Here is an 18,547-nt window from a genome sequence, read left to right as displayed (position 1 = left end):
CGCGGCGGCCTGCCCCGGCACCACACTCTGGGTCGATGCGGGATTCGCCGAGGCGACCGGGGTCGAGGCCTTCCTCGCGGCCGGGCTCGGGCGTCCGGTGATCGGCAGCGAGAGCCAGGCGGATGCCGGCCTGGTGCGCGCCCTGGGGGACCGAGCGGTGTTCTCCCTCGACACGCGGGACGGCGAGCGGCTCGGACCAGACGCTTTGCACGAGACGCCGGCCCACTGGCCGCGCGACGTCATCGTGATGACGCTGGGGCGGATCGGCGTCGGGGCGGGGCCGGACCTCGGTCGCCTGGCGGCGGTGGCGTCCTCGAGCCCGGCGACACGCCTCTACGCGGCGGGCGGGGTGCGGGGATCGGCGGACATCGCGGCCCTGCGGCGCCTGGGGGTGGCCGGCGCCCTCGTGGCCTCGGCCATCCATGACGGGGCCCTGGACGGCTGAAGGGACGCGCAAAAAAGAGGGGCGGCCCGAAGGCCGCACGGTGTCGAACAAAGAGGGGCGGCCCGAAGGCCGCCCCGTGTCGTGTTCATCGTCCGAGGAAGATGGAAGCCAGTCGCTGGAGCAGGCCCCGCGGTGCGGGCGGAGGCGCGCTCTGCCCAGGACTGTCCCCGATCTAAGCGTTCGACGCGAAGGGGTGCGAGGCGGAGTTGCGCTGCTCGGTGACGACGGCGGCGGTGGGCTCGCCCTTGACGGCGCGCTCGATCGAGAGCTTCACGGCGTCGTAGTTGTACTTCTGGATCTTGGCGTCGTCGGCCGCTTCCCAGTGGATGAACACGCCGACCAGGATGAACAGGTCGTCGGCCTCGTCGGCGGGGATCGTGCCCTCAGCCACGCAATCCTGCACGGCCTTGGCGACACCGTGCTGGGCAGGGCCGAACATCTGGACGGCCTGACGGGCGTCGTTGATGGTGACCTTGTTGAACATCAGGGTGTTCGGCTTGCAGGGCAGGTTCGGCGCGATGACCGCGAGCAGGCTGGTGAAGCCGTGCTTGTTGTTCACGAGGCCGTTGCAGAAAGCGGCTTCGGCCGGCGAACCGCGCGGTCCGATGATGAGATCGATGTGGGCGACCTCGTTGCCGTCGCCGACGAGGGCTTCGCCGACCAGAACCTTGTTGATCTTCGCCATGTGGGGTTTCTCCCAGAGTCTTGAAAAGACGTGACCGCCCCCGAGCTTCAGGCGCGGCCGGCAGCTATCCTTGTTCACGGCGTCCAGTCCATCGAGGGACCGGACCGGTTAGCCCGGATCGCGGCGCGGACCCTACTCTGGGGCCTTGCCGGGAACAACCCTGCGCGGAGCGTACGGCCTGGCAATTTATTCATCGCCGGCCGGAACCTTCGTTTGAGGCCGCGGAACCAGGGCCGAAGGGGCGTTTCAGGCCCCGGCCTCGAGCAGGCGGGCCAGGAACAGGGTGGCCACCGTGAAGTCCGCGCTGGTGCCGGGGTTGAGGCGGGCCGCCTTCCAGGCCCGGTCCCGGTCGAGCAGGACGTCCACGGGCGCCGCGGCGAGGTCGAGGGCGAGCAGCGCCTCCGCCTCGGCGCGCAGCGCCTCCGCCCGCTCGGCGCCGTGCTTGCGCGCCACGTGGCTGTCCGGCACCCGGGCGAGATAGGCGAGGTAGAGGGCGGTGGTGCACCAGGGCGGTGCCAGGCCCCGTGCCCGGGCCGCCGCCAGGGCCGGCAGGCCGATGGCGAACAAGTCGGCGAATCCGGTGACGTAGGCCCGCGCGATGGCGTCGCGCGGGGCGGCCTCCGCCATGGCGGCCGGGAGCGATACGGGGGCCGTCGGATCGGTGACGTCGTGGCGCTCGGCCCGGCCGAGGCCGCCCGGATTGGCCCGGCGGATCGCCGCGAAGACGTCCCGCGCATCGGCGGCGTCGAGGCCGTCGAGCACCGCCGCGAGAGCGGGGCGCAGGGGCGGGCCCGCCTCGGCCGCCCGGGCGAGGGGGGCGCAGAGGAGCAGGATGCCCAGATTCGTGTTCTGGCCGACCCGGGCCATCGTCGCCTCGACTGCCCGGAGCACCCGCCGGCCGACCGGTGCCCCGGCCTCGGCGAGGGCGGGGGCCGAGATCGCCGCGCTCGCCACGAAATCCGCCATCGCCATGCGGTGGCCGTCGGCGAAGGCGTGGACGTTGCCGGGCTTCAGGGCGTCGAGCTCGTCGAGGCAGCTCGCCCGGTAGGCGGCGGCGATGGCCTCCGCCGCGTTCATCCGAGCGCCGCGACGAGGCGGGGCGGACGGGCGGCCCGCACGGCGTTGAGGAAGCCGCGGGCGACGGCGAGCGCGATGTCGACCTCGGTGACCTGCTGCAGACCGGACCAGGCCGGCATCGAGTTCACCTCCAGCACGAGGTAGCCCCCCTGCCCGTCCTCGACGAGGTCGATGCCGGAATAGTCGACGCCGACTGCGGCAGCCGCCCGCTCGGCGAGTTCGGCGGCCGCGGGCGGCATCGCCCAGGCCAGGGGGCGGCCCCCGCGATGGACGTTGGTGATCCAGCCGTCGCCCTCGCGGATCATGCCCGCGATGGCGCGACCCTCGCAGACGAAGACCCTGTAGTCGCGCCAGAGGCCGTCGCTGCGGGCGATGTAGCGCTGGAGGTAATAGACCCGGGACACCGCCTCCTCGTCGGGCAGGTCCTCCGGGCGCTCGATCAGCTGGAGGCCCTCGCCCTGCGAGCCGAAGAGCGGCTTCAGCACCAGGGGACGCCCGGGCCGAGCCTCCCGCGCCACGATCTCGGCGGCGGCCTCGCGCTTCGAGAGCACGTAGGTCTCCGGGGTCGGCAGGCCGGCGCGGTCGATGAGCAGGCTCGTCATCGCCTTGTCGACGGAGCGCTCGATGGCGCCGGGGGAATTCCACACGATGGTGCCGGCGGAGACCAGGGCGTGCAGCACGCCGAGGCGCATGGTGGTCGCCTCGAAGGTGCCGCCCGCGATGGTGCGCAGGAGCACCCCGTCCGGCAGGGTCGCGAAGCCGGGCACCCGCAGGGGCTCCGGTCCCCCCGTCACCACCGCGACGTCGGCCATCGAGAACAGCACAGGCTCGGCGCCGAGCTGTTCGAGGGCGGCCTTCAGGCGCGCCTTGTGCCAGTTGCCGTTGTCGGCCGCGAGCCCGATCCGCATGGTCTTCAGCAAACCTCGACGTGAAGTCCTTCTCCACTCCGCGGGAGAAGGTGGCCCGCGAGCCAAGTCGGATGAGGGGAGTACCGTATCCAGAGGGGTCGTTCCCTCTCCCGCCTGCTTCGCAGACACCCTCCCCCACCTCAAGTCGGGCCTGTCCGACTTGAGCACTCGACGGCAGACCACGGGCAAGCCCGAGGTCTGTGGGGGGAGGGTTCGAGCGCTATTCCTACCGGAACGACGCTTCCACCAGCTCCGGCATCAGTTTGCCACCCCGAAAACTCTTGCCGGTGGTGACGGAGGTGACGATGACCTCGGCCGGGCTGAAGAGGGCGCCGTCGATCTTGTAGAAGTCGCCGTTCACCCGGGAGAAGATGTCGGCGAAGGGGGCGCCGTGGTCGGCCGAGTTCGACGAGGGCACCTGCTCGGCGAGCTGCTGCGCGTCGGCGTCGTCGGCCTCGACGAAGAGCTGTACGCGGCCGCCGTAGATGATGGCGTCGTTGGTGCGGCCCATGGCCTGGATGAAGTCCGGGTGCTGCGGCGAGAGCGGGGCCGAGCCGATGCCGTCCACGATTCTGTGCAGGTCGAAGCCGACGGTGTGGGCCTTGTGGAGCGCGACCTCGAGGACGCGGGCGACGACCTGGGTGGAGCCGGCGAGGCTCTGAGTCGGGGCGTAGATGAAGGTCAGCTGCTCGGGCGCCAGGCCCGTGGCCTCGGCCACCTTGGCGATGACGGAGGCCGGCGGGCCGCCGGCCGCTTCCAGCACCAGGGCGGTCTGGGTCGCGGAATCCCTGTAGCCGAGCTCGCCGTAGAGGTCCTCCACCACCGCGACGGCGCGGCCGGGGCCGGAGCCGAGGGCGAAGAAGCCGGAATCCCCGGTCTCGTCGGCCAGCGACCAGCCGGCATACTGGCTGCCGAGGCAGGCGATGACCGGATCGGCGGCGTGCACGATCACCGAGTAGGGCCAGGACGCGATCGGGCCGGAGGGCGCGATCGAGACCGTGCCGAGGCCGCCGAGGCAGATCTCGGCGATGCGGCGCCCGGCCTCGATGGAGCCGCGCACGCCGGCGCCGGCATCGACCATGCGGGCGCCGTTCTCGGTGGTCACGGACAGGCGCAGGGCCGCGGCATCGGCGACCAGCCGCTCCACCAGGGGCGCGGTCAGGGCGTTGACGCTCGGGAACGGGAATTTCGCGCCGCTCGGGCTGGTGGTCATGGGTGTCCCTCCGTCAGGGCGAGCAGGGTCCGCAGTTCGGCGGCCCGGCTTCGCAACATCGCTCTCGTGGCGGCCGAGTCCGGCCCTGTGGCGAACAGGGTGCACAGCGGCGCGTGGCGCGCCACCGTGGTGCCGGGTCTTGGGCGGTCGCGCACGAAATCCGGCCAGGAGATCGGCGGCATCGGCGCGTAGCCGCTGGCCGCGTAGCAGATTTCAGCGGCCGCCGCATCCACCGGTGCGGGTTCCGGATCGGGCAGGCGGCCCAGGCTCGCGGCGATATGCTGGGTGAGGAGGGGCGTCGGGCGCCGGTCGAGGACGTCGAGGGTGGCGCCCGGGCGCGGGTTGATCTCGGTGAGCCACCAATCCGGCCCGTTCACGAGGCAGTCCGCGCTGGCGAGCCCGGTCAGGCCCGTGGCCGCCGCGATGCGCCCGACCCCGGTCGCGATCGCCGCCGACAGCCCTGGTGCGAGGACCGGCGGCTCGTGGCGGGCCCGTTCCAGGGCGCCGGCATAGCGGAAGGGCCGAAAGGCGGACGGGGCGCTCCACTGCTCGGTGATGCCCACGACCCGGATCGCGGCGCCGTCGGACAGAAACGACAGGGACACGGCCCGGCCCGGTACCCAGGCCTGAAAATAGGCTCCCCTCGGCGCGGGGCCGCCGGGCGCGGCGCGGATATGCGCGCCACCCGACCCCCCGGCCTGCTTCAGGAGCCAGGCGGCCCGATCGGATAAGGGCTCGCGGGTGACGGTGGGGTGCGGCACGCCATGCTGCCGGCAGAGGGATGCGAAGGCGAAGGGGTCCTTGAGCCGCGCCACGCAATCCGGGCCGGCGCCGAGGACGCGGTAGCGCTCCGCGATGGCCCGCATCAGGTCGGGGGCGGCCTCGAAGCCGCTGCCGAGGACGAGGCCGATGGGCTCGTCCGGCCCCTCGGCCGCGAGGGCGTCGAGCTGGTCGAGGACGGCCTCGCCCCCGAGGCGCCCTCCCCCGAATCGTCCTCCCGCCTGGCGATAGCCCACGGTGAGGGCGCGCGTGTCGGCGTCACCGAAGAGGTCGAGGACGAGGGGCGCCAAGCCCGCCCGCCGCGCCGCCTGGGCGAGGGCGCGGCCGGACTGGGCGGCGATGAGGAGGGTTCGACCGGCCGGTGCCGACGCTGGGAGGCCGGGCGTCAGCCCGCCACCTCGACCGCCAGCGTGTAGGCATCGCGGAAATCGAGGCAGAGGGGCTCGTCGGCGTCCAGCATGCGACGGAACAGGCGGGATTCCGTCTGGTACTTCACGTTGCCCACCGCCAGCGCGCCGATGCCGATGCCCCGGCCGGTGGGCAGGGGCACGTCGATAGCGTTGACGTCGATGCCCGCGATGCCGGCGGGCGGCACGGCGTTGACGTCGGAGGCCACGAGGAGCTTCGGGGCGCTCTCCAGATCCTCCGCCGTGAGGATCGGGATCCCGGCGGGGCCGGCCGAAAGGATGACGTCGGCCTCGGCGATGGCGGCGCGGCGGGCGGCGGGGGTGGTGCCGTCCACCGCCTCGACCTCCACGCCGAAGCGCCAGCGCATGGTGTTGGCGATCTTGCTCACCCGCTCCTCGCCGTCATGGCCCACGATCACCGCCTTGGCGCCGTTCAGCGCGCCGATCACGGCGGCCACGTAGGCGACCACGCCGGCGCCCCCGAAGATGACGATGCGCTTGCCCGCGAGGCCGGTGTCGAACTTGGTGCGCAGCGCGCGCGTCACCTCGGCGACCATGGCCGCCCCCGTGGTGAAGGAGCCGGCCGGATCGGCGAAGATGTGGTTGGCGAAGGGTGGCACCAGGGCCTTCTTGGCCCGGTCCATCATGTCGAGGGCGTCCTCGGCGTTCTTGCCGCCGATGAAGATCCCGGTGCGCACGCCGTCCTGGGGGCTGCGCGAGAAGATCGAATCCTGGACGAGCGTCGTCACGTCGGCGAGCGTCGCGTTCGCGTAGGTGGCGATGGTCTCGAAGCCCGCATCCACGGCCATGTTCACGTCGAACGGGCTCATGTGCTTCAGGGGCGTGATCATGTGCAGGATCGAGCGGGCCATCGTCGGTCTCCCTTCATGCTGTGACGCGGCCCGATCGTGCGCCGAGGCGTCGAATTGTCAAAACCGATCCGAAGGCGGCGGTTCGAGGATCGTTCCCTACAGGTCCGCGTCTTAAAGCGCCGTGACCGAGGCGCCGGTGTTGCGGCCCCGCGCGATGAGGAACTTGAGCGGGCCGGGCCGCTCCAGGCTCGCGACGAGGGCGCGGGCTTGCGCCTCCGAAGGTACCAGGGCGAAGCCGGTCGGCCCCCAGGAACTCTGGCCGTAGCCGGCGATGCCCTGCGCGGCAACGGCCGCGAGCGCCTCGGCCACGGCGGGGCTGGCGAAGCGTCCGCCCTGGTGGGGGGCGAAGTGGTCGCCGATCAGTTGCTGGATGCGGGTGATGCCGGCGCCGAACCCCTCCGGCTCGGCGGTAACCACGGCGGGCAGCACCTGCATCAGCACGATGCGGCAGATTTCGGCGGCTTGCGGCTCCGGAAAGCGCGGCAGGTCGCGGAAGGCCGCGACCTCGCGGGTGCCGTGGACGCCGGTCATGCCGGTGTCGAGGATCAGCACCACCCGCCAATCCTCCGGGTAGGCCAGACGGGCGATCACCGGCGGCGGATTGCCCTCGGGATCGCGCCCGCCATCGACAATCAGGCCCCCCTGCGTGAAGGCCGCCAGCCCGACGCCCGAGCGATTGCCCCGGTCAAGGGCGTTGGCGAAGTCCTCCGGCGCGAAGGGACGCCCGGCGAGACCCGCCAGGGCCGCCGCCACGCTCAGCGCCAGCTGCGTGCCGGAGCCGAAGCCCGCATGGGCCGGAATCTCCGATTCGATGGTGAGGGCGGCGTGGCCCGCGATGCCGAGATGCCCGGCGGCGGCGAGCGCATAGGCGGCGGCGCGGCGCGCCTCGGGCCCGGTCACGTCGAGTCGCTCGGCCGGCCGGGCGGTCAGGGTCACGGCGGGCGCGTCGAGGGCGAGGCCGATGCTGCCGAAGCGCCGGCCGAGGCCGCCATGCAGGTCGAGGAAGCCGAAATGCAGGCGGGCGGGCGCGTGGACGCGGAGGCCGGCGGGGGTGGCGGTCTCGCCCGGCCCCCCCGGGATCCGCAGCACGTCGATCCCTTCCATCGTGACAGGTCCTCGTTCGACGGGCTCGTTCCACGCGGCCTCGCGCCGCCGGCTTGTCCCACGGAGCGCGGACCACCCGCAAGCGCGGCCTTCAAATCTCGCGTCCCCGCATCGCGCCCTGATTCGCCCGGTGCGACTCAGGGGGGTTGCCTGCCAGGCGGTGGCGATGCAAACGTGCCGCCCCAACGATATGGACTGGCTCAGTCCCGCCGCGCGCGACGCCGAATACGGTGCGCGCCGGGCCCTCGATTTTCCAAGGTGCAACGCATGGCTGCCTGGGTGAAGGGTGGTGCGACGGATGCGGACGCGGCGGTGGAGGCCGCCGCCACGCTCCTCGCCTCGGCGCACAATGCTGTCGTGGCAGGCCTCTGCGCCGAGTTGAGCGCGGTGCGCGCGGCCTACCACCTCGCCGACGCCCTCGGCGCCTCCGTCGATCCCGTGGCGGGCCCGAGCCTCTATGCCGAGCTCGGCCCCTTGAGCCGCACCGGCGCGATGACGACGACGCCGGCCGAGGCGATCGGCCGGGCCGACGCGGTGCTCATCGTCGGCAACGCCCCCTGGGACCGCCCCATCGTCGGCGACATCGCCGGCTCGCAGGCGACCCGTGGCCGCGCCGCCGGTTCGGAGCGGGTGATCCTGTCGCTCGGCGGCCCGCGCAACGGCGCCACCCGGCACGTGGCCTACCCGGTGGAGGCCGGCGGCCTCGCCGTGTCGATCGCGCATCTGCGCGCCTTCCTGAAGGGCAACCTCGCCGGGGAAGCGGCCTATGCCGACCTCGCCAAGCGACTGAGTTCCGCGCAGTACGGTGTCGTCCTCTACGACCCTGCCGAGATCGGCGAACTCGGTGTCGAGATGTTGTCGGGCCTTATCAAGGACCTCAACGAGGCCACGCGCTTCTTCGGCCTGAGCCTCGCGGACCCGTTCCAGGGCCGCGCGCTCCTCCAGCTCGCCGCCTGGACCACCGGTCAGGCGCCCCGCGTCGGCTTCGGCCGCCACCTGCCCGAGCACGATCCCTGGCGCTTCGACAGCGCCCGCCAGATCGCCGCCGGCGAGGCCGACGCCGCCCTCTGGCTCGCCTCCCTCCCCGCCCCCCGGCCCGACTGGCTCGGAACCCTGCCGAGCGTCGCCATCGTGGGCGTCGGCAGCCCGGATGCCAGCGGCGACGTCGCCGACGTGGTCTTCGCGGTCGGCGTGCCCGGCGAGAGTGCCGGCGGGAGCTTGTGGGACGAGCGCCGCGCCGCCATCGCCTATGTGCCGGCCTCCGGCCAGACGGCCGAGCTGAGCGCGGCCGGCATCCTCACCGCCATCCAAGAACGCCTCACGCAGAAGAAGGCCGCCGCATGCTGATCCGGATTCACGGAGGCCGGGTCGTCGACCCGACGGCCGGCCGCGACGCGGTCGGCGAGGTCTGGATCGAGGACGGCCGGGTGGTGGGCGCGTCCGACCGGGCGCCCGACCGCACCATCGACGCCACCGGCTGCGTGGTCATGGCCGGCGGCGTCGAGGTGCATTCGCACATCGCCGGCGGCAACGTGGTGATGAGCCGCCTGCTCCTGCCCGACCTCTACGTCAGCGAGGCCGCACCCGAGGGGCATCCCTTCGCCCATGCGGGCGGCTCGGCCGCCTGGATCGGCGCGAACTACGCGCGGATGGGCTACACGCTCGCCGTCGAACCCGCGATGCCGCCCGCCAACGCCCTCGCGACCCAGCTCGAACTCGCCGACATCCCGCTCCTCGACCGCGGGGCGCTCACGGTGTTGGGCAACGACGACCACCTTCTCCAGCTCCTGCGGGCGCGCGAGGGCAAGGCGGCGGTGCGCGACCTCGTCGCCCTCTCGGTGGCGACCTCGCGGGGGCTCGGCGTCAAGTGCATCAACGCGGGCGGCGCCTCGGCCTTCAAGGACGGGATGCTGAAGCTCAGCCTCGACGACGAGATCCCGGTCTACGGCCTTTCCACCCGCAAGATCATGGGGGCGCTCCTCGACGCGGTGGAGGAGATCGGCGTGCCGCATCCGCTGCACGTCCACTGCAACAACCTCGGCATCCCGGGCGCCGACGAATCCTTCGTGGCGACCCTCGAGGCGGCGGAGGGGCGGCGCATCCACTTCGCCCACGCCCAGTTCTACGGCTACGGCGTCGCCGACCCGGAGAACCCGCTCACCGGCGGCTTTCGCTCGGCGGCCGAGCGGATCACGGAGGCGATGGAGGCACACCCCAACGCCACCTACGATGTCGGCCAGGTCGCCTTCGGCCAGACCGTGACGATCTCGCTCGACATCCTGCGCCAGTTCGCCGGCCGCAAGGGCGCCAACCCGAAGAAATGGATCGTCAACGCGGGCGACGCGGAGGGCGGCGGCGTGGTGCCGTTCCTCTACAAGCCGCGTGGGCCCGTCAGCTCCCTGCAATGGGCCATCGGCCTCGAGCTCATGCTGCTCGCGAAGGAGCCGGAGCGCACGATCCTGACGACGGACCACCCCAATGGCGGGCCGTTCACGGATTACCCGCACATCATCCACCTGCTGATGGACAAGGAGAAGCGCGACCGCGAGATCGCCGGCCTCCACAAGGTCATCGGCGAGCGCTCCGGCCTCTGCGCCATCGAGCGCGAATACAGCTTCTCGGAAATCGCCCAGCTCACCCGCTCGGGCCCGGCCAAGCTCCTCGGCCTCGCCGATCGCGGCCACCTGCGCGAGGGAGCCCGGGCCGACGTCGCGATCTATCGCGACGACAAGAACCGCACCGCGATGTTCGCCCGCGCCAAGCTGGTGCTCAAGGACGGCGAGACCATCGTGGAGGACGGCGAGGTCGTGGCCTGGCGCTCCGGCCGAACTCTGGAGCTCGCCGTCGAGTCCGACAAGGCGATGGTGGCCCGCTCCGAGACCTACCTGCAGGACCGCTTCGGTACCGGCCTCAAGAGCTTTTCCGTGCCCGACGAGGCCTTCCCGAAGCCGGACGTGTTCGCGGAGGTCGCATGTCGCTCGTGAGGATGTCGTTCCTGAGAAAGTTGCGTCGCGTGGGGACGGGTGACTGAGATGACGGACCTGACCCTCAACGGCATTCCGGTGATCGACACCTTCGCGGAGGCGTTCGACGTCGCCGGGACCGCGATCGTCATCACCAACGACACGGCGAAATGGGCGATGATCGCCGCCGTCACCATGACGGGCTTCGCCACGTCGGTGATCGGCTGCGGCGCCGAGGCCGGGATCGACTGCGAACTCTCCCCCGACGAGACGCCGGACGGACGCCCCGGCGTGCGCGTGCTGCTGTTCGGCTTCGAGCCGAACGGCCTCAAGGACCAGCTCCTCAAGCGCGTCGGTCAGTGCATCCTCACCTGCCCGGGCACGGCCTGCTACGCCGGCGTGGACGGGCCCACGAAAATCAAGCTCGGCGGCGCCATCCGCTACTTCGGCGACGGATTCGCGGTGGCCAAGCGCCTGACCGACCCCGTCACCGGCAAGGCCCGGCGCTACTGGCGCATCCCCGTCATGGACGGCGAATTCCTATGCGAGGACTTCGTCCGCGCGGTGGACGGGGCGGTCGGCGGCGGCAACCTGCTCTTTCTCGGGCGCAAGCACGCCGACACCCTCAAGGTCGCCGAGATCGCGGTCGAGGCCGCCCGCGCGGTGTCGGGCGCGATCCTGCCCTTCCCCGGCGGCATCGTCCGCTCCGGCTCGAAGGTGGGCGCCCGCACCAAGGGCATGATGGCGTCGACCAACGACGCCTATTGCCCGACCCTGAAGGGCCGGGCCGGCACCGAACTCTCGGCCGAGGTCGGCGTCGTTCTGGAGATCGTCATCGACGCACTCACCTCCGACGCGGTGGCCGAATCCATGCGCGCAGCCCTGCACGCGGCGACCGAAGCCGGCGCGGCGCACGGCCTCGTCGCGGTCACGGCCGGCAATTACGGCGGCAATCTCGGCCGCCACCATTATCACCTGAAGAACCTGCTCTCGAAGGAGCCGGGCAGCAGCGAGGCCGGAGCCGCATGAGCACCCTGACCCTGCGCCAGGAGCCGCCGGAGCGGCTCGACCTCCTACACGTCAACCCGCTCTCGCTCAGCGGACTCAGCGAGGCCGAGGCGGCCCGGCTTCCCGTCGGCACCAGCCGGCACGGTCTGACCCTGGGCGACTGCTTCACCCTCGCCCTTGACGGCTCGGAGGATCTCGTGATCGAGGGCGGCTCGTCGCGCCTCGACCGGGTCGGCGCATCGCTCGACGGCGGCCGCATTCGCGTCGTCGGCGATGTCGGCCAGCGCCTCGGGGCGGGCATGCAGTCGGGCTCCGTCATCGTGACGGGCTCTGCCGGCCCCTTCGCGGGCTCGGGCGCCACCGGCGGCACGATCACGATCGAGGGCGATGCCGGGGATCACGCCGGCGGCGCGGTCTACGCGGCCAAGGCCGGGCTCGACGGCGCCACCCTGGTGATCCACGGATCGGCCGGCGACTATCTCGGCGACCGCATGCGGCGCGGCCTCATCCTGGTGGGCCGGGCCGGCGCCCATGCGGGCGCACGGATGATCGCCGGCACCATCGCGGCGACGTCCCTCGGCGACCATCCGGGCTACGGCATGCGCCGGGGCACCATCCTGGCTGGTGCGGTCGGGGCTCTGACTCCGAGCTTCGTCGAGACCGGCACGCACGACCTCGTGTTCCTGCGCCTGCTCGCCCGCTCGCTCCGGCCCCTGAGCCCGACGCACGCCGACCTCGCGGCCGGAGCGCTCAAGCGCTACTCGGGCGACCTCGCGACCCTGGGCAAGGGCGAATTGTGGGTTGCGGCGGCCTGAAAGCCGCTTGGAATCGGGAATACCCCGATTCCCCGGAAACCGCGCCCGCGACGATGTCGACCCATCGTGCGGTCAGGCCGCTAGCCGGCCGCACTTGCACAATTCTCCCGATCGGACGACCATCCGCGCCCGCGGGACGGCAGTATCGTGCCGGATGTCCCGCGTATCCCCCGCGCGAACCCGGCGTTTCCGAATGCTCATCCTGCTCTCGATCTGCCTCCTCTCGCAGCCCTCGCAATGCCGCGAGGACAAGATCGACCTGTCGTTCGAGGCCCGCAGCCCCGCCATCTGCCTGCGCAACTCCCAGAGCGCGATCGCCAAGTGGCAGGAAGAGCACCCGGAGTGGCACGTCACCAAGTGGCGCTGCGCCGTCCGGGGCAGCCAGCCGCGCGATCTGTGAGAGCGATGGGGCTCTCGCCTCGGCGCTGTTTCTTGCGACCTCTCTTTCTTGCGGTCTCTCTTGCAACGCAGGTCGCGCCCCGCCTACTGATCTTGCCCGCGCTGCGATGATGGCAAAATCACCGGAGTCGACTGCAGACTCGGGAAGAGATTCAGGCAGGCCCGGTCCGTGATGCAGTCCCGGTGAAGGCCTGCGCGTCACCTCGGGATCAACCGGCACAACCATGCGCTCGCTGAAGGTCCGGTTCGCGCTGCTCCTCGGCGGCACCGCTCTGCTCGTCATCCTGGCGGCGCTGGGGGTGCTCGCCTCGATCGGCGCCGCCGAGCGCACCATCGACCGGACCCTGGCCGCGCAGGGGCGCCTCGAACTCCTCGTCGAACTGTCCGGGCGCATGACGCAGTACGGCCTCGCCGCCCTGGAGGCGGTGAGCAACCCGGACGCGCAGCCCGAGGGGCTCGCGGTGGCCCGCGCCCAGGTCGACCGCGCCCTGGTGGCGGTGGACGAGGCCCTGGGGCGTTCCATCGCGGTCAGCAACGATCCCCTCGACCGGACGCAGTACGCCGCCCGCACCCGGCCCCTCGCGCAGTTGCGCTCCGCCCGCGCGGTGCTCGATCGGCAGGTCTCGCAGGTGCTGCGCCAGTCCGACGACGAATCGCGCAAGGCGGCGATCCGGGGGGCCCTCAACGGCTTCGGCGCGATGACGGGCCAGCCCCTCTCCTTCCTGATCGAAGTCGAGCGCCGCTCGATGATCGCGGGCTCCGACGCGGCACGAGACCTGTCCGGCACCCTGCGCATCGCCTCCCTGGCGGCCGTGGCCTTCGCGCTCGCCGTCGTGCTGCTGCTCTACCGGGTCGTGACCCGTCCGGTTCTGGCGCGCATCGAGACCGTGCGCCGTGCCGCCGGGGCCGTCGGCCGGGGCGAGCTCGACACCCGCCTCTCGGTGGCGACGCGGGACGAGCTCGGCCTGCTGGTGGCGAACTTCAACCGCATGGCCGCCCGCCTCGCCCGCCGCGAGGGCCGGCTCGCGGCGGACCGCGCCGCCCTGGAGGACACCGTGGCGGCCCGAACCCTCGACCTGCGCGCTGCCAACGCCCGGCTCGAGGCGGTGGACCGCTCGCGCCGGCGCTTCTTCGCCGATGTCAGCCACGAGCTGCGCACGCCGCTCACCGTCATCCTGGGCGAGTGCGACATCGCGGCCCGCTCGGCCGGGCGGCAGGCCGATTCCGGTCCCGGCGTCGATTTCGGGCCCGTCTTCGCCACCATCCGCAAGCGCGCCCTGCGCCTGCAGCGCCGGGTGGAGGATCTGCTGCGCGTGGCCCGCTCCGAATCCGGCCAGATCGAACTCGACCGGCGTCCCGTCAACGCGTTGCCGATCCTGGCCGATGCCGTGGACGGCATGGCCTCGGAGGCCGCACGCCGGCGCGTGGCGCTCGTTCTGGCGCCCGCCACCGACGACCCGATGCTCCTCGCCGACCGGGAATGGCTGCGGCAGATGATCGAGAGCCTGATCGACAACGCCCTGCGGCACGCCACCGGCCTCACCGGCGTGAGCGTGGTCCTGGCGCGGCCGGACGCGGGCCGGGTGGAGATCACCGTCACGGATGACGGGCCGGGCTTCCCCGGTTCGGGCGAGGACCTGTTCGAGCGCTTCCGCCGCGAGAGCCCCTCCGGCGAGGCCGGGTTCGGCATCGGCCTCGCCCTGGCGCGCTGGGTGGTGGAGCGCCATGATGGGGTGATCCGCCTGCGGAGCGGACCCGGCGGCCGGGGGGCCCAGGTCGCCCTCGAACTGCCGGTGCTGGGCTCACCCGAGACCGCGCCGAAACCCGCGATACGGCAGGACGATCCGGACGGGGTCGCCAAGGAGAGTGTGGCATGACGCGCGTACTGATCGTCGAGGATGACAGCGACATCCGCGCCATGCTCGCCCGCGGCCTGGAGGCGGAGGGCTTCTCGGTGGGCGTCGCCGGATGCGTCGACGACGCCCTGGCCGCCGCCCAGGCCGATGCGCCGGAAGCCGTCGTGCTCGACATCACCCTGCCGGACGGCTCGGGCCACGACGTCTGCCGCTCCCTGCGCGAGGGCGGCTACCCGGGGCCGATCCTCTTCCTCTCGGCTCGCGACGAGGTCCGCGACCGCGCCGAGGGGCTGGCACTGGGGGCCGATGACTACATCGTGAAGCCGTTCGTCTTCGACGAATTGCTGGCCCGCCTGCAGACCCATCTCCTGCGCCGGAAGGCGGCGGACGCACCCCGCACCATCGTCACGGCGGGCAAGCTCGTGCTGGATCTGAACATCCGTCAGGTCGGCTTCGCGGATGCGACGGCGCGCCTCACCCCCCGCGAGGCGGAACTCCTCGCCCTCCTGATGGACAACGCCAACCAGCCGGTGACGCGGGGCGACATCTTCGACAAGCTCTGGGCGGGCCAGGGCGGCCTCTCGCTGAATGTCGTCGATGTCTACGTGGGTTACCTGCGCACCAAGCTCTCGGATTTCGTCCGCCTCGGCGGTCCCGTCATCGTCACCGTGCGCGGGCGGGGCTTCATGCTCGACCTCAAGGGCCAGGATTTCCGGCACTGAAGCGAGGGTCCGGAGGCGAAATTCGGCACCCTGCGTTAACGCCGACCCGCATTTCGCGGGGTCGTACGGGAGGAACCGGCAATTTAGCGCTTGAACTGCCGAGCCAAATTGTCGATATCACTCCGGCGACAGAAACCACTGCGCCGTCAGTGTCTTACGATCTTCTTATGCGGGATCGGGATGCTGCTGACGTTGAGAAGAAACTTTCAGGAGAAACACCATGACCTGGGCTGCCCCCGTCGTTTCCGAGATCTGTGTCGGCATGGAAGTCACCAGCTACGAGTCCGCTGAGATCGACACCTTCAACTGATCTCTCGCAACTGAGTTTTCGTCGAGCCCGGGGTCCCAAGGCAGCGTCGGTTCCACCATGCATGTCCTGATCCTTGGTTCGGCCGCGGGCGGCGGCCTTCCCCAGTGGAATTGCCGCTGCCCCATCTGCTCCCTCGCCCGCACGGACGAGACCCGCGTCAGGCCGCGGACCCAGTCGAGCATCGCCGTCTCTCCCGATGGGGAACGCTGGCTCCTGGTGAACGCCTCCCCCGATATCCGCCAGCAGCTGTTCGACAATCCTGCGATGCACCCGCGCACGGGCCTGCGGCACTCGCCGATCCACGCCGTGCTGCTCACCAACGGTGACGTCGACCACGTCGCCGGGCTGCTGACGCTGCGCGAGGGTCAGCCCTTCACCCTCTACGGGACCAGCGGCATCCTCGACTCGGTCAACGCCAACCGGGTGTTCGACGTGATGGCGGCGGGTGTGGTCGCCCGCGAGCCGATCGCCCTCGACCGTGCCTTCGAGCCGGTGCCGGGCCTGCGCGTCACTCTGTTCTCCGTCCCCGGCAAGGTGCCGCTCTGGCTCGAGGACGAGACCCTGGAGCTCGGCGCCGAGACCGAGACGACGGTGGGGGCCATGATCGAGGCGAATGGCCGGCGTCTCGCTTACATTCCCGGCTGCGCCCGCGTCACCGACGGCCTCAAGGACCGGATCGCCGGGGTCGACGCCCTGCTGTTCGACGGGACCGTACTCCTCGACGACGACATGATCCGCGCCGGCGTCGGCACCAAGACCGGCTGGCGCATGGGCCACGTGCCGATGACCGGGGACGGCGGCTCCATCGCGGCCCTGGCGGATGTCGATATCGGCCGGCGCGTCTTCCTCCACATCAACAACACCAACCCGGTGCTGGTGGAGGGCTCGGACGAGCGCCGGCAGGTCGAGGCCGCGGGCTGGACCGTGGCCCATGACGGATTGACGCTGTCCCTTTCGTGACGCGTCGATCTGGCAGTTTAGTGCCGGCGACATACATTGTGTCCGATGGAATTGCGTGCGCCCGCGCGCGGCCTTCACGGCGTGCGGCGCGATTGATAAGAAAAGTTCCGAAATCCGCTCCCCGCTGACCCGCGAGCCACGCCATGACCGCGCCCTTCCCGACCCCGAAGACCGACGAGGCCCAGCGCCTGCTCTCACCCGAAGAGTTGGAGGCCGCCCTTCGTGACATCGGCGCGCGGCGCTACCACAATCTGCATCCGTTCCACCGCCTGCTGCACGACGGCAAGCTGAACAAGGATCAGGTTCGGGCCTGGGCGCTCAACCGCTACTATTATCAGGCGATGATCCCGGTGAAGGACGCCGCCGTCCTCGCCCGGATGACCGACGCGTCGCTCCGCCGTGTCTGGCGCCAGCGCATCGTCGACCATGACGGCGACGCGCCCGGCGACGGCGGCATCGAGCGCTGGCTCAAGCTCGCCGAGGGCGTGGGTTTCGCCCGCGACTACGTGGAGTCGACGCAGGGCATCCTGTCGGCGACCCGCTTCTCGGTGGATGCCTACGTGCATTTCGTGAAGGAGCGCTCGCTCCTGGAGGCCATCGCCTCCTCGCTGACCGAGATGTTCTCGCCGACCATCATCTCCGAGCGGGTCGCCGGGATGCTGAAGAACTACGACTTCATCACCAAGGACACCCTGGCGTATTTCGACAAGCGCCTGACCCAGGCGCCCCGCGACGCCGATTTCGCCATCGCCTACGTCAAGGAGCACGCCACCACGCCGGCGCTGCAGCGCCAGGCCATGGATGCGCTGACCTTCAAGTGCAACGTGCTCTGGACGCAGCTCGACGCCCTCTACTTCGCCTACGTGGCCCCCGGGATGATCCCGCCGGATGCCTGGACGCCGGGCACCGGGCTGGTGCCCGAACCGGCTGTGGCCCAGGCGACGGGCACCGGCACCCTCACGGCACACGACGTCCCGCGCCTGCCCCGCGGCGTGCGCCTGCGCCACGACGCCGTGCGCGATCAGCACGTCCTGCTGGCACCCGAGCGTACCTTCGATCTCGACGCCAACGCGGTCATGGTCCTGGAGTTGGTCGATGGCCAGCGCTCCGTGCGCGACATCGCCGGGGTGCTGGCCGAGAAGTTCACGGCGGACGCCTCGGTGATCGAGACCGACATCCTCGCGATGCTGAACGATCTGGCCACCAAACGGGTTCTGGAGCGATGAACGCGATCACGCCGAACGCCACCGCCATCCCGGCGCCCGTCGGGCTGCTGGCCGAACTCACCCATCGCTGCCCTTTGCGTTGTCCCTATTGCTCGAACCCGCTCGAACTCGACCGGCGTTCGGGCGAACTCGACACCGCGACCTGGCAGCGGGTGCTGACGGAGGCGGCGGCCCTCGGCGTGCTCCACGTCCATCTCTCGGGCGGCGAGCCGACGGCGCGCAACGACATCGTCGAGATCACCCAGACCTGCGCGAAGCTGGGCCTGTATTCCAACCTCATCACATCGGGCGTCGGGGGCGCCTTGCAAAAACTCGACGCGCTCTACGACGCGGGTCTCGATCACGTGCAGCTCTCGGTGCAGGGCGTCGACGCTGCCAACGCCGAGAAGATCGGCGGCCTGAAGAACGCGCAGCCGCAGAAATTCGCCTTCGCCGAGCGGGTGACCCAGCTCGGCCTGCCGCTGACGCTGAACTCGGTGATCCACCGGGGCAACATCCACGAGGTCGAGGGCTTCATCGATCTGGCGGTCAAGCTCGGCGCCAAGCGCCTGGAGGTCGCCCACACCCAGTATTACGGCTGGGCCTACGTGAACCGCGCCGCCCTGATGCCGAACAAGGCCGAGGTCGACCGCTCGATCCGCATCGTCGAGGCGGCCCGCGAGCGCCTGAAGGGCCAGCTCGTCATCGACCTGGTGGTGCCCGACTACTACGCGAAGTACCCGAAGGCCTGCGCGGGCGGCTGGGGCCGCAAGCTCATGAACGTCACCCCGCAGGGCAAGGTTCTGCCCTGCCATGCG

19 protein-coding genes are annotated in these 18,547 nt (G+C 71.3%); 12 read left to right on the top strand and 7 right to left on the bottom strand.

Annotated features, from left to right (window positions below; translation table 11 throughout):
- Positions 1-445 (top strand): HisA/HisF-related TIM barrel protein (locus tag K2X24_RS06705; RefSeq protein ID WP_292495982.1); only part of this gene is annotated, 445 nt, incomplete at its 5' end.
- A 172-nt stretch (positions 446-617) separates the two neighbouring features.
- Here the strand turns inward: K2X24_RS06705 and fae are convergent.
- The 7 genes from fae to K2X24_RS06670 form a co-directional block, all read right to left on the bottom strand.
- Positions 618-1,130 carry a formaldehyde-activating enzyme gene (gene fae / locus K2X24_RS06700; RefSeq protein WP_056220318.1) on the bottom strand — a complete coding sequence of 171 codons (513 nt, stop codon included), beginning with the start codon at positions 1,128-1,130 and terminating at the stop codon, positions 618-620.
- Between the two features lie 246 nt (positions 1,131-1,376).
- Positions 1,377-2,207, bottom strand: coding sequence for a triphosphoribosyl-dephospho-CoA synthase (locus tag K2X24_RS06695; protein WP_292495975.1), 831 nt, complete (start codon positions 2,205-2,207; stop codon positions 1,377-1,379).
- A complete protein-coding gene (locus K2X24_RS06690) occupies positions 2,204-3,115 on the bottom strand; it encodes a RimK family alpha-L-glutamate ligase (RefSeq protein WP_292495984.1) in 912 nt (303 codons plus the stop codon). Before K2X24_RS06690 ends, K2X24_RS06695 begins: the two co-directional genes overlap by 4 nt.
- Before the next feature lie 226 nt (positions 3,116-3,341).
- On the bottom strand, positions 3,342-4,328 hold the full coding sequence (gene mch, locus K2X24_RS06685; RefSeq protein ID WP_292495973.1) for a methenyltetrahydromethanopterin cyclohydrolase: 987 nt from the start codon (positions 4,326-4,328) through the stop codon (positions 3,342-3,344).
- Positions 4,325-5,398, bottom strand: coding sequence for an ATP-grasp domain-containing protein (locus K2X24_RS06680; RefSeq protein ID WP_292495970.1), 1,074 nt, complete (start codon positions 5,396-5,398; stop codon positions 4,325-4,327). Before K2X24_RS06680 ends, mch begins: the two co-directional genes overlap by 4 nt.
- 95 nt (positions 5,399-5,493) lie before the next feature.
- Positions 5,494-6,387, bottom strand: coding sequence for an NAD(P)-dependent methylenetetrahydromethanopterin dehydrogenase (locus K2X24_RS06675; RefSeq protein WP_292495968.1), 894 nt, complete (start codon positions 6,385-6,387; stop codon positions 5,494-5,496).
- Between the two features lie 111 nt (positions 6,388-6,498).
- Positions 6,499-7,491, bottom strand: coding sequence for a beta-ribofuranosylaminobenzene 5'-phosphate synthase family protein (locus K2X24_RS06670; RefSeq protein WP_292495965.1), 993 nt, complete (start codon positions 7,489-7,491; stop codon positions 6,499-6,501).
- A 267-nt stretch (positions 7,492-7,758) separates the two neighbouring features.
- Here K2X24_RS06670 and K2X24_RS06665 point away from each other — a divergent pair, with 267 nt between their 5' ends.
- From K2X24_RS06665 to pqqE, 11 genes are all read left to right on the top strand, one after another.
- On the top strand, positions 7,759-8,838 hold the full coding sequence (locus K2X24_RS06665; protein ID WP_292495963.1) for a formyltransferase: 1,080 nt from the start codon (positions 7,759-7,761) through the stop codon (positions 8,836-8,838).
- On the top strand, positions 8,832-10,475 hold the full coding sequence (locus K2X24_RS06660; protein WP_292495961.1) for a formylmethanofuran dehydrogenase subunit A: 1,644 nt from the start codon (positions 8,832-8,834) through the stop codon (positions 10,473-10,475). The genes K2X24_RS06665 and K2X24_RS06660 overlap by 7 nt, the downstream gene beginning before the upstream one ends.
- A gap of 48 nt (positions 10,476-10,523) precedes the next feature.
- The gene (gene fhcD, locus K2X24_RS06655; protein ID WP_243910552.1) at positions 10,524-11,483 is read left to right on the top strand and encodes a formylmethanofuran--tetrahydromethanopterin N-formyltransferase; all 960 of its coding nucleotides are present in this window, start codon (positions 10,524-10,526) and stop codon (positions 11,481-11,483) included.
- Positions 11,480-12,277 (top strand): formylmethanofuran dehydrogenase subunit C, encoded by a 798-nt coding sequence (locus K2X24_RS06650; protein WP_292495957.1) that lies wholly within the window; start codon positions 11,480-11,482, stop codon positions 12,275-12,277. The genes fhcD and K2X24_RS06650 overlap by 4 nt, the downstream gene beginning before the upstream one ends.
- A gap of 193 nt (positions 12,278-12,470) precedes the next feature.
- On the top strand, positions 12,471-12,677 hold the full coding sequence (locus K2X24_RS06645) for a hypothetical protein (RefSeq protein WP_238277770.1): 207 nt from the start codon (positions 12,471-12,473) through the stop codon (positions 12,675-12,677).
- Positions 12,678-12,900: 223 nt separating this feature from the next.
- Entirely contained in the window at positions 12,901-14,553 is a 1,653-nt protein-coding gene (locus tag K2X24_RS06640; protein ID WP_292495954.1) for a HAMP domain-containing sensor histidine kinase, read from the top strand.
- Positions 14,550-15,254 carry a response regulator transcription factor gene (locus K2X24_RS06635; RefSeq protein WP_292495951.1) on the top strand — a complete coding sequence of 235 codons (705 nt, stop codon included), beginning with the start codon at positions 14,550-14,552 and terminating at the stop codon, positions 15,252-15,254. Before K2X24_RS06640 ends, K2X24_RS06635 begins: the two co-directional genes overlap by 4 nt.
- Before the next feature lie 220 nt (positions 15,255-15,474).
- Positions 15,475-15,564 (top strand): pyrroloquinoline quinone precursor peptide PqqA, encoded by a 90-nt coding sequence (pqqA, locus tag K2X24_RS06630; protein ID WP_018043604.1) that lies wholly within the window; start codon positions 15,475-15,477, stop codon positions 15,562-15,564.
- 57 nt (positions 15,565-15,621) lie between these two features.
- Positions 15,622-16,524: a pyrroloquinoline quinone biosynthesis protein PqqB gene (gene pqqB / locus K2X24_RS06625; protein ID WP_292495933.1), complete on the top strand. Its 903-nt coding sequence runs from the start codon at positions 15,622-15,624 to the stop codon at positions 16,522-16,524.
- A gap of 143 nt (positions 16,525-16,667) precedes the next feature.
- Complete coding sequence (gene pqqC, locus K2X24_RS06620; RefSeq protein ID WP_292495931.1) at positions 16,668-17,750, top strand: pyrroloquinoline-quinone synthase PqqC; 1,083 nt, start codon at positions 16,668-16,670, stop codon at positions 17,748-17,750.
- The coding region (pqqE, locus tag K2X24_RS06615; RefSeq protein ID WP_292495928.1) for a pyrroloquinoline quinone biosynthesis protein PqqE at positions 17,747-18,547 on the top strand (801 nt) is incomplete at its 3' end. The genes pqqC and pqqE, both read left to right, overlap by 4 nt.

This window comes from Methylobacterium sp., from assembly GCF_019750675.1.
Taxonomy (GTDB): Bacteria; Pseudomonadota; Alphaproteobacteria; order Rhizobiales; family Beijerinckiaceae; genus Methylobacterium.
The sequence above is the reverse complement of the archived record's forward strand: the minus strand, read 5'-3'. Positions and strand labels throughout refer to the sequence as shown.

Coding starts and splice junctions, on each gene's coding strand:
- fae (WP_056220318.1), bottom strand. CDS start 1,130: ATGGCGAAGATCAACAAGGTTCTGGTCGGCGAAGCCCTCGTCGGCGAC.
- K2X24_RS06695 (WP_292495975.1), bottom strand. CDS start 2,207: ATGAACGCGGCGGAGGCCATCGCCGCCGCCTACCGGGCGAGCTGCCTC.
- K2X24_RS06690 (WP_292495984.1), bottom strand. CDS start 3,115: ATGCGGATCGGGCTCGCGGCCGACAACGGCAACTGGCACAAGGCGCGC.
- mch (WP_292495973.1), bottom strand. CDS start 4,328: ATGACCACCAGCCCGAGCGGCGCGAAATTCCCGTTCCCGAGCGTCAAC.
- K2X24_RS06675 (WP_292495968.1), bottom strand. CDS start 6,387: ATGGCCCGCTCGATCCTGCACATGATCACGCCCCTGAAGCACATGAGC.
- K2X24_RS06670 (WP_292495965.1), bottom strand. CDS start 7,491: ATGGAAGGGATCGACGTGCTGCGGATCCCGGGGGGGCCGGGCGAGACC.
- K2X24_RS06665 (WP_292495963.1), top strand. CDS start 7,759: ATGGCTGCCTGGGTGAAGGGTGGTGCGACGGATGCGGACGCGGCGGTG.
- K2X24_RS06660 (WP_292495961.1), top strand. CDS start 8,832: ATGCTGATCCGGATTCACGGAGGCCGGGTCGTCGACCCGACGGCCGGC.
- fhcD (WP_243910552.1), top strand. CDS start 10,524: ATGACGGACCTGACCCTCAACGGCATTCCGGTGATCGACACCTTCGCG.
- K2X24_RS06650 (WP_292495957.1), top strand. CDS start 11,480: ATGAGCACCCTGACCCTGCGCCAGGAGCCGCCGGAGCGGCTCGACCTC.
- K2X24_RS06645 (WP_238277770.1), top strand. CDS start 12,471: ATGCTCATCCTGCTCTCGATCTGCCTCCTCTCGCAGCCCTCGCAATGC.
- K2X24_RS06640 (WP_292495954.1), top strand. CDS start 12,901: ATGCGCTCGCTGAAGGTCCGGTTCGCGCTGCTCCTCGGCGGCACCGCT.
- K2X24_RS06635 (WP_292495951.1), top strand. CDS start 14,550: ATGACGCGCGTACTGATCGTCGAGGATGACAGCGACATCCGCGCCATG.
- pqqA (WP_018043604.1), top strand. CDS start 15,475: ATGACCTGGGCTGCCCCCGTCGTTTCCGAGATCTGTGTCGGCATGGAA.
- pqqB (WP_292495933.1), top strand. CDS start 15,622: ATGCATGTCCTGATCCTTGGTTCGGCCGCGGGCGGCGGCCTTCCCCAG.
- pqqC (WP_292495931.1), top strand. CDS start 16,668: ATGACCGCGCCCTTCCCGACCCCGAAGACCGACGAGGCCCAGCGCCTG.